Here is a 12,682-nt window from a genome sequence, read left to right as displayed (position 1 = left end):
AAAAGATGCGGTGGCCCTCTGTCGGAAGACGATCAGTGAACGTCGCCCATGAGCTCCCGGACCTTCTTCCGGTACATCCACACGGCCACACCGGCGAGCACCGCCAGCACCGCCTGGAACGCCACGATCCCCGTCTTGTTCAGGTCGACGCCCGCGATGGACAGCAGACCGGTCGTCGCGTCGCCCGCGGTGACCGCCAGGAACCACACACCCATCATCTGGGACGCGTACTTGGCGGGAGCCATCTTGGTGGTGACCGACAGGCCCACCGGAGACAGCATCAGCTCACCCACGGTCTGCACGAAGTAGATCCCGACCAGCCACATCGCCGCGGCCTTGTGACCACCGTCGGCGATCGACAGCGGCGCGAGGAACAGGAAGAACGACGCACCGATCAGCACCAGACCACCGGCGAACTTCACGGCCGTGCTCGGCTCCTTGCCCCGCCGGGCCATCGCCAGCCACGCCCAGGCGAAGACCGGCGCGAACGCCATGATCATGACCGGGTTGACGGACTGGTACCAGGAGACCGGGAAGTTCCAGCCGAAGATCGTGTTCTTCGCGGAGGCGTCGGCGAACAGGGAGACGGTCGAACCGCCCTGGTCGTAGATCATCCAGAAGACGGCGGCGGCGACGAAGAACCAGATGTACGCGCTCATCTTGGACTGCTCGGCGCGGTCCAGGTCCTTGTCCCGCTTGATACGGGCGATGACGATGACCGGGATCAGCAGACCCGCGATCGTGATCGGGACCAGCAGCCAGTTCAGCGTGTAGTGGCCGGAGACACCCACGACGATGTAGAAGACCGCGGCGACGGCGGCCCAGAAGCCGGCCTTCGTCAGCGTCGCCTTCTTCTCCGCGGCGGACAGCGGCGTGGGGACGATGTCCGAGCGCGAGCTCAGGTGACGCGTGCCGAGCAGGAACTGCGCGAGGCCCAGCGCCATGCCGACCGCAGCCAGCGCGAAGCCGATGTGCCAGTTGTAGTTCTCGCCGACCGTACCGATGACCAGCGGCGCGGCGAACGCACCCAGGTTGATGCCGATGTAGAAGAGCGTGAAGCCACCGTCACGGCGCGGGTCGTCCGGACCGTCGTACAGGTGACCGACCATCGTGGAGATGTTGGCCTTCAGCAGGCCTGAACCTATGGCGACCAGACCGAGACCGGCGAAGAACGTGCCGGAGCTGGGCAGCGCCAGCGTCAGGTGACCGATCATGATGATCGTGCCCGCGACGGCGACCGTCTTGCGGGGGCCGAGGACGCGGTCGGCGAACCAGCCGCCCGGCAGGGCGAGCAGGTACACCAGCGACAGGTACACGGAGTAGATCGCCGTCGCCGTGGCCGCGCTCATGTGCAGGCCGCCGGGAGCGACCAGGTACAGCGGGAGCAGGGCCTTCATGCCGTAGTAGGAGAAACGCTCCCACATCTCGGTCATGAAGAGGGTGGCCAGTCCGCGGGGGTGGCCGAAGAAGGTCTTCTCGGAACCGGGGGTGCCCGGTCGGACCGAGTCCTTCGTCAGGCTGGACGCCATGGTCGTTCCTTGCTGGTCGGGACGCGAGGTGGGGCTTTGCGCGCCCGTGGGGGGAGCGGCCGGCACCGGCGGGTCGGACCGCCCACCCCACGCCCAGGGGGAGTCCGCCCCGGGTCGCGGAGCGGCGGACGGCGACCACCGGGATCCACGCCCCGTGACGCTGAGTCGCGTCCGGAGCCCGGCCAGAGGTCATTCCTTTCAAGGCCGGCCCAGGCCGGCCCGCACACAAAAGAGACCTTCAGCGTCAGGATGCGCACCAAAGGTCACTGGGTGTACTACAGGCGTTCACATCACTGTACGTCAGGACAGTGCCGGATATGGAAGGACTTGAGACACGGATCACAGGTGTCTGTGGAACCTCGCACCCGGTTTCGAAGGTCCCTCCTACAATCGCACCTTTCGCTCATAGGTTCGTACCACTGTGCCCCAAGGTAAGAATCCCTGGTGCCGATCACACTCCTGTACTGCGCGTGAGCGGACTACCATCACCTCATGACCCGTGTACTGCTCGCCGAGGACGACGCGTCCATCTCGGAGCCGCTGGCCCGCGCACTGCGCCGGGAAGGTTACGAGGTCGAGGTGCGCGAGGACGGACCCACCGCGCTCGACGCCGGAATGCAGGGCGGCGTCGACCTGGTCGTGCTGGACCTCGGGCTCCCCGGCATGGACGGCCTGGAGGTCGCGCGCCGGCTGCGTGCCGAGGGCCACACCGTGCCGATCCTCATCCTGACCGCGCGGGCCGACGAGGTGGACACCGTCGTCGGCCTCGACGCCGGTGCCGACGACTACGTCACCAAGCCGTTCCGCCTCGCCGAACTGCTCGCCCGGGTGCGGGCGCTGCTCCGTCGCGGCGCCGCGGAGCCCGCGCAGCCGCCGGCCACGCATGGTGTGCGGATCGACGTCGAGTCGCACCGGGCGTGGATGGGCGACGAGGAACTCCAGCTCACCGCGAAGGAGTTCGATCTGCTGCGGGTGCTGGTGCGGGACGCGGGGCGGGTCGTCACACGGGACCAGTTGATGCGGGAGGTCTGGGACACGACCTGGTGGTCGTCGACCAAGACGCTCGACATGCACATCTCGTGGCTGCGGAAGAAGCTCGGTGACGATGCCGCGAACCCCCGGTACATCGCTACCGTGCGTGGTGTCGGGTTCCGTTTCGAAAAGAGCTAGGTCGGCTACGTGCGTCGCGCCGTGGGTGGCTGATGAGATTTGCGCGACCGGCCGTCGCGACGGGCTGGTCGCGCAGTTCCTCCCCCAGCCTTCGGCCGGGGGTACCCCCAGCGCCCCTTTGGGGGCGCTGAAGTCGCCGTTTCCCGGAGAGTGCTGTGCGTCGTCGTCTGATCCAGTCCACCCTCGCCGTCGTACTCGTCGTCATCGCCGTCTTCGGTGTGTCCCTCGTCATCGTCGAGTCGCGGACCATCAGCAACAGCGCCCAGGAGCGCGTCGACTCCGAAGCACTCCGGCTCGCCAGCATCGTCGACAGCCGGATTCTCGGGGACGAGGACGTCACCGCCGAGATACTGCGCAGCCAGGTCGGCAAGGAGCAGTACGCCGTCATCCGGATCCCGGGCAAGCCGCCGATCGAGCTCGGGGTGAAGCCCGAGGGCGACGTCATCCACTACACGGCCGACGGTGAGGAAGGCGAGACGGTCACCGTCCAGGAGCCGCGCTCCACGGTGACCCGGGAGGTCGGCCGTACGCTGCTGATCATCGGGGCCGTCGCCCTGCTCGCCGTGATCGCCGCCGTCCTGCTGGCCATCCGGCAGGCCAACCGGCTCGCCTCCCCGCTCACCGACCTCGCGGAGACGGCGGAGCGGCTGGGCTCGGGCGACCCGCGGCCCCGGCACAAGCGGTACAGCGTCCCGGAGCTGGACCGGGTCGCCGACGTCCTGGACTCCTCCGCCGAACGCATCGCACGGATGCTCACCGCCGAACGGCGACTGGCCGCCGACGCCTCCCATCAGCTGCGTACGCCGCTGACCGCGCTGTCCATGCGCCTTGAGGAGATCACCCTCACCGACGACCCGGACATCGTGAAGGAGGAGGCGAACGTGGCGTTGACGCAGGTGGAGCGGTTGACGGATGTGGTGGAACGGCTGCTGACGAACTCCCGCGACCCGCGCACCGGCTCCGCCGTCTCCTTCGACCTGGACGAGGTCATCCAGCAGCAGCTCGCCGAGTGGCGGCCCGCCTACCGCAGCTCGGGCCGGGCGATCGTCAGCTCCGGCAAGCGGCATCTGCGGGCGGTGGGCACGCCGGGCGCGGTCGCGCAGGTGCTGGCCGCGCTGATCGAGAACTCGCTGATGCACGGCGGTGGCACGGTCGCCCTGCGGACCCGGGTCACCGGCAACCAGGCCGTGGTCGAGGTGACGGACGAGGGGGCCGGGGTGCCGGCCGATCTCGGCAACCGCATCTTCGAGCGGACCATCAGCGGCCGTAACTCCACCGGGATCGGGCTGGCCGTCGCCCGTGACCTCGCGGAGGCCGACGGCGGACGTCTGGAACTGCTCCAGGCCCAGCCGCCGGTGTTCGGTCTGTTCCTGTCCCGGACCCCGCCGGCGCACAAGCCGGACGACGACCGGCCGATGGTCCGCTGAGCGCGTAGCCGCACATCACATACAGCCCCCCGCGCCCCTCGGGCGCGGGGAACTAACGAACGCGCTGTCTGGGCGTCTCGGTGTCGGCGGCCTTCTCCAGGATGGCCTCCGCGTCCGCGACCGTCTCACGCGCCGGCAGCGCCTGGAAAACCCAGGTCCGGTACGACCAGAAGCGGAACAGCGTCGCCACGCCGATGCCGACGAACTTGAAGACGTTGCTCTGCAGCGGGCTGTCCCAGCCGAAGCCGTAGGTCGCCGCGTACAGCAGACCGTTCTCGATCACCAGGCCGACCGCGCTGAACAGCAGGAACAGGGTGAGTTCCTTGGTGCGGCCGTGCTTGTCACGGTCCCGGTACGTCCAGTAGCGGAAGCCGAGGTAGTTGAAGACAATGGCGACGACGGTCGCTATGACACTCGCCCGCACCACCTGCAGCCCGGTGGCATGCCGGAGCAGGTTGAAGACGCCGAGATTGACGAGAATCCCGGCACCGCCGACGGCGCCGAACTTGGCGACCTCGCGTACGAGCCGTTGCAGCCCCGAGGAACGATGTTCCATGGTCGTGCGGGCTCCCGTCAGTAGGTTCAGGCCAACTCCGCCATGCTAACGGCCCAGAATGTCCCCCGCCTGTGGATGGCGACACAGGACGGAAACGGCTTGGAAAGAGCACCGGAAAAGCGGGGCAAGAGGCGGCGAAGCGGCCGGTAAGAGCCCTGGTCGCGGGCGTGGAAACCGGCCACCCTGGCGCGGCCGATACCCTAGGGGCGTGACGTTCCCGGTAGTCGGCATGGTCGGCGGTGGTCAGCTCGCGCGTATGACGCACGAGGCGGGCATCCCGCTGGGCATCAGGTTCAAGCTCCTCAGTGACACCCCTCAGGATTCCGCGGCCCAGGTGGTGAGCGATGTCGTCGTCGGCGACTATCGCGACCTGGAGACGCTGCGTGAGTTCGCGCGCGGCTGCGATGTGATCACCTTCGATCACGAGCATGTCCCCACCGAGCATCTGCGGGCCCTGGAGGCGGACGGCATCCCCGTGCGCCCCGGCCCCGACGCACTGGTGCACGCCCAGGACAAGGGCGTGATGCGGGCGAAGCTCGACGCGATCGGCGTCCCGTGCCCCCGGCACCGGATCGTGGCCGACCCGGAGGACGTGGTCCGGTTCGCGGCCGAGGGCGACGGCTTCCCCGTCGTCCTGAAGACCGTGCGCGGCGGCTACGACGGCAAGGGCGTGTGGGTCGTCGAGACCGCCGAGGAGGCCAGCGACCCCTTCCGGGCCGGCGTGCCCGTCCTCGCCGAGGAGAAGGTCGACTACGTCCGCGAGCTCGCCGCCAACGTCGTACGCTCCCCGCACGGCCAGGCCGTCGCCTACCCGGTGGTCGAGTCCCAGCAGGTCAACGGCGTCTGTGACACCGTCATCGCGCCCGCCCCCGACCTGGACGAGTCCCTCGCCCTGCAGGCCGAGGAGATGGCCCTGCGGATCGCCAAGGAACTGGGCGTCGTCGGCCACCTCGCCGTCGAGCTCTTCCAGACCCGCGACGGCCGCATCCTCGTCAACGAACTGGCGATGCGCCCGCACAACTCCGGCCACTGGACCCAGGACGGCGCGATCACCTCGCAGTTCGCCAACCACGTCCGCGCGGTCCTCGACCTCCCGCTCGGCGACCCGCGCCCGCGCGCCAAGTGGACGGTCATGGTCAACGTCCTGGGCGGCGACTACCCGGACATGTACTCCGCGTACCTGCACTGCATGGCCCGCGACCCCAAACTGAAGATCCACATGTACGGCAAGGACGTGAAGCCCGGCCGCAAGGTCGGCCACGTCAACACCTACGGCGACGACCTGGACGACGTTCTCGAGCGCGCACGTCACGCTGCCGGCTACCTGAGAGGCACGATCACCGAATGAGCCCCGCCCACCCGTCGCCCGACCACCACCCCTCAACGAGCGCTGACGCGCGCCCCATTCCTTTGGTGGGCATCGTCATGGGTTCGGACTCCGACTGGCCCGTGATGGAGGCCGCCGCCAAGGCCCTGGACGAGTTCGAGATCGAGTACGAGGTCGACGTCGTCTCCGCGCACCGCATGCCGCGCGAGATGGTGACGTACGGCGAGCAGGCCGCCGAGCGCGGACTGAAGGTGATCATCGCGGGTGCCGGGGGAGCGGCCCACCTCCCGGGCATGCTCGCCTCGGTCACGCCCCTCCCGGTCATCGGCGTCCCGGTCCCGCTGAAGTACCTCGACGGCATGGACTCCCTCCTCTCCATCGTGCAGATGCCGGCCGGTGTCCCGGTTGCCACCGTCTCCGTCGCCGGCGCCCGCAACGCGGGTCTGCTGGCAGCCCGTATCCTCGCCGCGCACGACGAGGACCTGCTGCAGAAGATGCGCGACTTCCAGCAGGACCTCAACGACCAGGCGACCGAGAAGGGCAAGCGGCTGCGGGCCAAGGTCGAGGGGTCGGGGTCGAACGGCTTCGGCTTCGGCAAGTAGGACTCCGGGAAGCAATACGCAATGACCTCATCCGACGAAGCCCGGTCCCTGCTGCGCGAGTTCCCGGTCGTCGACGGCCACAACGACCTGCCGTACGCACTGCGCGAGCAGGTCCGCTACGACCTCGACGCCCGGGACATCGCCACCCACCAGAACGCGCATCTGCACACCGACATCCCGCGGCTGCGCGAGGGCGGGGTCGGTGCGCAGTACTGGTCGGTGTACGTCCGCTCGGACCTGCCGGGCGCGGTCCCGGCGACCCTCGAACAGATCGACTGCGTACGGCAGCTGATCGCCCGCTACCCCGCCGACCTGCGGGCCGCGCTGACCGCCGCGGACATGGAGGCGGCCCGTGCGGAAGGCCGTATCGCCTCCCTCATGGGGGCGGAGGGCGGCCACTCGATCGACAACTCGCTGGGCACCCTGCGCGGCCTGTACGAGCTGGGTGTGCGCTACCTGACGCTCACCCACAACGACAACAACGACTGGGCGGACTCGGCGACGGACAAGCCGAACGTCGGCGGCCTCTCCGCCTTCGGCCGCGAGGTCGTACGGGAGATGAACCGCCTGGGCATGCTGGTGGACCTGTCCCATGTCGCGGCCACGACCATGCGCGCGGCCCTGGACACGACCACCGCCCCGGTGATCTTCTCGCACTCCTCCTCCCGGGCCGTCTGCGACCACCCCCGCAACATCCCGGACGACGTCCTCGAACGCCTCCCCGCCAACGGCGGCATGGCGATGGTGACGTTCGTACCGAAGTTCGTGCTCCAGGCGGCGGTCGACTGGACGGCGGCGGCCGACGACAACATGCGGGCGAACGGCTTCCACCATCTCGACACCACCGAGGAGGCGATGAAGGTCCACCGGGCCTTCGAGGAGACCCACCCCCGCCCGATCGCCACGGCCGCCACGGTCGCCGACCACCTCGACCACATGCGCGAGGTCGTCGGCATCGACCACCTCGGCATCGGCGGCGACTACGACGGCACGGCCTTCACCCCCGACGGCCTGAACGACGTCTCCGGCTACCCGAACCTGATCGCCGAACTCCTGGACCGCGGCTGGTCCCGCCCCGACCTGGCCAAGCTGACCTGGCAGAACGCGGTACGGGTGCTGGGCGCGGCGGAGGACGTGGCCCGCGACCTCCAGGAAAAGAGGGGGCCGTCCAACGCGACGATCGAGTCGCTGGACGGCGTCGACGGGGACTGAATCACCCGGGTCCAGGTGAGCGAGGGCGTTCGGGCCGCACGGCCCCGCGTCGAGGGGCCGTACCCCCGAACGCCCCGTCCACCAGGAACCCTCCCGGGCGGGCGTGCGACGGTGGGCTAAGCCCCTTCACGACGTAGCTCACGACGACGTACGGAGCCCGCCATGGCCGACCTCCAGGACGACATCCCCACGACGACCGAGGTCGGCGAGGACGACTGCCTCCCGGACGACCCGTTCCCGACGGAGTCCGGCACCGAGATCCTGGAACGGGCCCACGCCCTGCTGGCCGCGTATCCGGTCGCGGACGGCTACAGCGGACTGCCCCGGGCGCTCGCGCCGCTCCCCTGGTACGACCTGGAACTGGGCGAGACGGCCGTGGACACGGACGTGCCCCGGCTGCGCGAGGGCCATGTGGGCGCGCTGTTCTGGTCGCTGCAGGTCCCGGAGGGGGAGCGGGCCGACCGGGCCGTGGGCGCCACGCTGGAGCAGCTGGACCTGGCCCGCACGGTGGTCGAGCGACACCCCGAGGGTCTGCGGCTGGTGCGCACCGCCGGGCAGGTCATCGACGCCCGCCACTGCGGCCGGGTCGCCGTGGTGCTCGGACCGGCCTCCGTCGCCGCCCTCGGCGACTCCCTCGGCATCCTGCGTGTCCTGCACTCCCTGGGCGTGCGCGTGCTCAGCCTCGTCGGTGCCTCCTGGGCGGGGGAGGAGGGGCTGACCCGGTTCGGCGAGGAGGTGATCCGCGAGATGAACCGCCTCGGTGTGCTCGCGGACCTGACCGGAGCCCCGGAGGCCGCCCTCGCCCGGGTGCTGGCCCTCTCCAAGACGCCGGTCCTGTGCACCCGCTCCGCGGCCGCGGCGGTACGTCCGCACCCCGCCAACCTCTCCGACGAACTGCTCGCCCGGCTCGGCGGGCAGAAGGGCCTGTGCATGGTGCCGCTGATCGCCGAGCAGACCGGGTCGACCGCCCGGGACGTCGCCGACCACCTCGACCACGTGCGTACCGTCGCGGGACCGGAGTGCGTCGCCCTGTCCGGCACCTACGACTCCGGCGCCGCCCACCCCCGCGACCTCGCCGACACCTCCCGCTACCCCCACCTGATCGCCGAACTGCTCAGGCGTGGCTGGTCGGACACCGAACTGTCCCTGCTGACCTGGGGAAACGTCCAGCGGGCGCTACGCAGCGCCGACTTCACCGCACGGGCGGCCCAGCGCCGCAGAGAGCCGAGCCCGCCCCGGCCGGCCGACGCGGACGTCTGACCGGCCGAGGCCCGGTCGGACGGTCAGTCGATCCGGCAGATGCAGAACGGATGCCCGGCCGGGTCGGCGAACACCCTGAAGTCCTCCGCCACGGGGTCCTCCTCCCGCCGCAGCAGCCGTGCCCCGAGCGCCAGCACCTTCTTCTCCGCCGCGTCGACGTCGTCCCAGGTCGGCCCCGCGTCGAGGTCGAGATGGAACTGCTGGGAGTTGTGGTCGGCCCGCGGCCACTCGGGCGGTGTGTACCCCTGCGCCAGCTGAAAGCCCAGCCGCAGCCCGTCCGGCAGCCTCAGTACGACCCAGTCGTCCTCCTCGGCCACCAGGTCACCGCCGACGACGGCCGCGTAGAAGGCGGCCAGCGCGTGCGGGTCGGGACAGTCGATCACCACGTTGCGCAAGCGGGCGACGGATGCCATGAGTCCTCCCTCTCTCAGCAGGCGCAGAGACAGAACGGGTGCCCCGCCGGGTCGGCGTACACACGGAAGCCGCGCGACCGGTCCGCCGCGTCCAGCGGCTTCGCGCCCAGCTCCAGCACCCCCTTCTCGGCCGCGTCCAGGTCCGCCACGATCAGGTCCAGATGGAACTGCTGGGAGTCGTCGGGCGCGGGCCACTTCGGCGCCACGAAACCGGGCGCCTTCTGGAACGCCAGCGCCTGCCCGCCGGGCACCGCCAGGTCCACCCAGTCGCCGTCCCCCTCGACGCTGCCGCCCAGCACCCCGGCGTAGAAACCGGCGAGCGCGGACGGATCGGGACAGTCCAGGACGACGACACCGAGCTTGGCGAGAGCCATGACTTCCTCCTCGAAGCCGGAGTTACCCTTAAAGGCGGGTAACCAGTAACGGTCACCGCATGCTCCCGCAGCGGTGGTGACGTCGCAACCGAATTCGGGAGGTAACTTGCGGGAATGAGTGAGAGATCGCCCGCGCCGGGCGGCCTGGCCCTGGTCGAGGCCCTGGTGAACACGCTGGACCTGGAGTCGGGCGCCGACACGCTCGACACGCCGGACGGCAGGGCGCGCCTCGGCATCACGGAGGAAGGGCTCCCGCCCGCCCGCGCCCTGCGCGAGTCCTTGCGTGCCACACTCCTGGCCCACGCCGGCCACCCCCCGCACCGCGAGGTCACCCCGCTGGGCGAGCTGCTGGCCGACGCCCCTCTCCTCGTCACCGTCGACCCGGCCGACGGCGCCGCGGCCCTGGCCTCCGCAGACCCGGCCCCCCTGCTCTCCCGGATCGCCGTCGCCGTCGCCTCCGCCCTGGTGGAGGGCACGTGGGCGCGCCTGAAGGCCTGCGAGTCCGACACCTGCCACTGGGCGTACTACGACCGCAGCCCGGCGGGACGCGGCCGCTGGTGCTCGATGCAGGTGTGCGGGGCACGCGCGAAAATGCGCCGTTACCGCTCCAAGGACCGGTAACACACAGCCAGTTCATCACTCACACACGTGCCGCGTGGTGCAGAATGCAACAAGACACCGGTTCGGCCGACTGAGCCTCGGCCGAACCGGTGTCGTCTTCCTGTCCTGGGTGGGCGCGGCGGGGTCTTGTTCCGGGCAGATCGGGTGCGATGCAGCGCCCCGCACCGAAGCGCCCCGTCAGGGGCGCGGGGCTGTATCTATGTGCGGCTACCGCGGCGTGGGCGCGACCAGCCCCCACGCATCCGCAGTCTTACGCGGTGGGTCGTCCCATGGCGCGATACGTCCACCCGGCCCGCCGCCAGACCTCCGGCTCCAGAGCATTACGCCCGTCGAGGATCACCTTCTCCGCGGCCACCTCTCCCAGCACCGCCGGATCCAGCTCCCGGAACTCCCGCCACTCCGTCAGATGCAGCACCACGTGCGCCCCCCGCACGGCCTCCAGCGCAGCCTCCGCATAGCCCAGCGTCGGGAACAGCCGCCGCGCGTTGTCCATCCCCTTCGGGTCGTACACCGTGACCTGCCCGCCCTGCAGATGGATCTGCCCGGCGACATTCAGCGCCGGCGAGTCCCGCACGTCGTCCGAGTCCGGCTTGAACGTCGCGCCGAGCACCGCGACCCGCTTCCCGAGGAAGGACCCCCCGCCCAGCGCCTCCCGGGCCATCTCGACCATCTGACCCCGGCGCCGCATGTTGATGGAGTCGATCTCGCGCAGGAAGGTCAGCGCCTGGTCGGCACCGAGCTCACCGGCCCGCGCCATGAACGCGCGGATGTCCTTCGGCAGACAGCCGCCGCCGAAGCCGATCCCGGGCCGCAGGTACTTCTTCCCGATCCGGTCGTCGTACCCGATCGCCTCCGCCAGCTTCACCACGTCACCGCCCGCGGCCTCGCACACCTCCGCCATCGCGTTGATGAACGAGATCTTCGTGGCGAGGAAGGAGTTCGCCGCGGTCTTCACCAGCTCGGCGGTCGGGAAGTCGGTCACCACGAACGGCGTGCCGTCGCCCAGCGGCGTCGCGTACACCTCGCGCAGCAGCTTCTCGGCGCGCTCGCTGCGTACGCCGACCACGACCCGGTCGGGGTGCAGCGTGTCCTGGACGGCGAAGCCCTCGCGCAGGAACTCCGGGTTCCAGGCCAGCTCGGCATCGGCCCCGGCGGGCGCGTGCTCCGCGAGGTACGCGGCCAGCCGCTCCGCCGAGCCGACCGGCACCGTCGACTTGCCGACGACCAGCGCGGGCCCGGTGAGATGCGGGGCCAGCGACGCGATCGCGGAGTCGACGTACGACATGTCGCAGGCGTACTCGCCGTGCTTCTGCGGGGTGTTCACACAGACGAAGTGGACATCGCCGAAGGCGCCGGCCTCGGCCCAGTCGGTGGTGAAGCGCAGCCGTCCGCTGGAGCCCTCGAAGCCGGCCACGTGCCGGCGCAGCAGCTCGTCGAGCCCCGGCTCGTACATCGGGGTCTCGCCGCGCTCCAGCATCGCGATCTTCTCGGGTACGACGTCCAGACCGAGCACCTCGAAGCCCAGCTCGGCCATGGCCGCTGCATGGGTGGCGCCGAGATAGCCGGTGCCGATCACGGTGATCTTGAGGCTCATGGATGCTCCAGCTCGGGGACGTGGGTGCGGGCTGCGGCCCGAGCATAACCGGGCCGTGTTCCGGGCAACTTTCCCGCTGTCGCCAAGCTCACGTGACCTATCCGTGGGCCGCGTTCTAAACTTTGAGTTACTTAACAGTAATTAGCGTCAGCACCACTGCGTCTGGAGTGAGAGACCTTGGCCGGATCGGCTGACTTCGACCTGTACCGCCCGTCCGAGGAGCACGACATGCTCCGTGACGTCGTCCGCGCGCTGGTCGAGGCGAAGATCGCCCCGTACGCCGCCGCGGTCGACGAGGAGGCCCGCTTCCCGCAGGAGGCGCTCGACGCCCTGGTTGCCAACGACCTGCACGCGGTGCACGTGCCCGAGGAGTACGGCGGTGCCGGCGCCGACGCGCTCGCCACGGTCATCGTGATCGAGGAGGTCGCCCGTGCGTGCGTCTCCTCCTCCCTCATCCCGGCCGTGAACAAGCTGGGTTCGCTCCCGGTGATCCTGTCCGGCGGCGAGGACCTGAAGAAGAAGTACCTGACGCCGCTGGCCAAGGGCGACGGCATGTTCTCGTACTGCCTCTCCGAGCCGGACGCGGGCTCCGACGCG

13 protein-coding genes are annotated in these 12,682 nt (G+C 70.0%); 8 read left to right on the top strand and 5 right to left on the bottom strand.

Features of this window, described 5'->3' with window-relative positions:
- Positions 1-32: 32 nt before the first annotated feature.
- Entirely contained in the window at positions 33-1,529 is a 1,497-nt protein-coding gene (locus ACIRR9_RS12790; RefSeq protein ID WP_365341049.1) for an oligopeptide:H+ symporter, read from the bottom strand.
- Positions 1,530-2,021: 492 nt separating this feature from the next.
- On the opposite strand from ACIRR9_RS12790, the gene ACIRR9_RS12785 reads away from it, so the two are divergent.
- On the top strand, positions 2,022-2,699 hold the full coding sequence (locus ACIRR9_RS12785) for a response regulator transcription factor (RefSeq protein WP_058928367.1): 678 nt from the start codon (positions 2,022-2,024) through the stop codon (positions 2,697-2,699).
- A gap of 155 nt (positions 2,700-2,854) precedes the next feature.
- On the top strand, positions 2,855-4,126 hold the full coding sequence (locus ACIRR9_RS12780; RefSeq protein ID WP_403254580.1) for an ATP-binding protein: 1,272 nt from the start codon (positions 2,855-2,857) through the stop codon (positions 4,124-4,126).
- Between the two features lie 52 nt (positions 4,127-4,178).
- On the opposite strand, the gene ACIRR9_RS12775 is transcribed toward ACIRR9_RS12780, so the two are convergent.
- Positions 4,179-4,682, bottom strand: coding sequence for a GtrA family protein (locus tag ACIRR9_RS12775; protein WP_365341045.1), 504 nt, complete (start codon positions 4,680-4,682; stop codon positions 4,179-4,181).
- 208 nt (positions 4,683-4,890) lie between these two features.
- Between ACIRR9_RS12775 and ACIRR9_RS12770 the strand changes: the two genes are divergently transcribed.
- From ACIRR9_RS12770 to ACIRR9_RS12755, 4 genes are all read left to right on the top strand, one after another.
- Positions 4,891-6,030, top strand: a complete 1,140-nt coding sequence (locus ACIRR9_RS12770; RefSeq protein ID WP_403750577.1) for a 5-(carboxyamino)imidazole ribonucleotide synthase — start codon at positions 4,891-4,893, stop codon at positions 6,028-6,030.
- Between the two features lie 77 nt (positions 6,031-6,107).
- Complete coding sequence (purE, locus tag ACIRR9_RS12765; protein ID WP_403751164.1) at positions 6,108-6,611, top strand: 5-(carboxyamino)imidazole ribonucleotide mutase; 504 nt, start codon at positions 6,108-6,110, stop codon at positions 6,609-6,611.
- 21 nt (positions 6,612-6,632) lie between these two features.
- Positions 6,633-7,823: a dipeptidase gene (locus ACIRR9_RS12760; RefSeq protein ID WP_403750575.1), complete on the top strand. Its 1,191-nt coding sequence runs from the start codon at positions 6,633-6,635 to the stop codon at positions 7,821-7,823.
- A 162-nt stretch (positions 7,824-7,985) separates the two neighbouring features.
- Complete coding sequence (locus ACIRR9_RS12755) at positions 7,986-9,083, top strand: dipeptidase (protein WP_403750573.1); 1,098 nt, start codon at positions 7,986-7,988, stop codon at positions 9,081-9,083.
- A gap of 23 nt (positions 9,084-9,106) precedes the next feature.
- Here the strand turns inward: ACIRR9_RS12755 and ACIRR9_RS12750 are convergent, their stop codons facing one another.
- Both ACIRR9_RS12750 and ACIRR9_RS12745 read right to left on the bottom strand, forming a co-directional pair.
- Positions 9,107-9,496, bottom strand: coding sequence for a VOC family protein (locus ACIRR9_RS12750; RefSeq protein WP_403750572.1), 390 nt, complete (start codon positions 9,494-9,496; stop codon positions 9,107-9,109).
- Between the two features lie 14 nt (positions 9,497-9,510).
- A complete protein-coding gene (locus tag ACIRR9_RS12745; RefSeq protein ID WP_403750571.1) occupies positions 9,511-9,870 on the bottom strand; it encodes a VOC family protein in 360 nt (119 codons plus the stop codon).
- 114 nt (positions 9,871-9,984) lie between these two features.
- On the opposite strand from ACIRR9_RS12745, the gene ACIRR9_RS12740 reads away from it, so the two are divergent.
- A complete protein-coding gene (locus tag ACIRR9_RS12740; protein ID WP_403750569.1) occupies positions 9,985-10,491 on the top strand; it encodes a CGNR zinc finger domain-containing protein in 507 nt (168 codons plus the stop codon).
- Positions 10,492-10,741: 250 nt separating this feature from the next.
- On the opposite strand, the gene ACIRR9_RS12735 is transcribed toward ACIRR9_RS12740, so the two are convergent.
- Positions 10,742-12,085 carry a UDP-glucose dehydrogenase family protein gene (locus ACIRR9_RS12735; protein ID WP_403750567.1) on the bottom strand — a complete coding sequence of 448 codons (1,344 nt, stop codon included), beginning with the start codon at positions 12,083-12,085 and terminating at the stop codon, positions 10,742-10,744.
- Between the two features lie 177 nt (positions 12,086-12,262).
- Here ACIRR9_RS12735 and ACIRR9_RS12730 point away from each other — a divergent pair.
- On the top strand, positions 12,263-12,682 hold a 420-nt coding region (locus tag ACIRR9_RS12730), incomplete at its 3' end, for an acyl-CoA dehydrogenase family protein (protein ID WP_403750565.1).

The sequence above is a fragment of the Streptomyces sp. NPDC101234 genome, from assembly GCF_044767525.1.
Classification (GTDB): domain Bacteria; phylum Actinomycetota; class Actinomycetes; order Streptomycetales; family Streptomycetaceae; genus Streptomyces; species Streptomyces sasae.
Note: the sequence above shows the minus strand (reverse complement) of the source record. Positions and strands in the feature narration are given on the sequence as shown.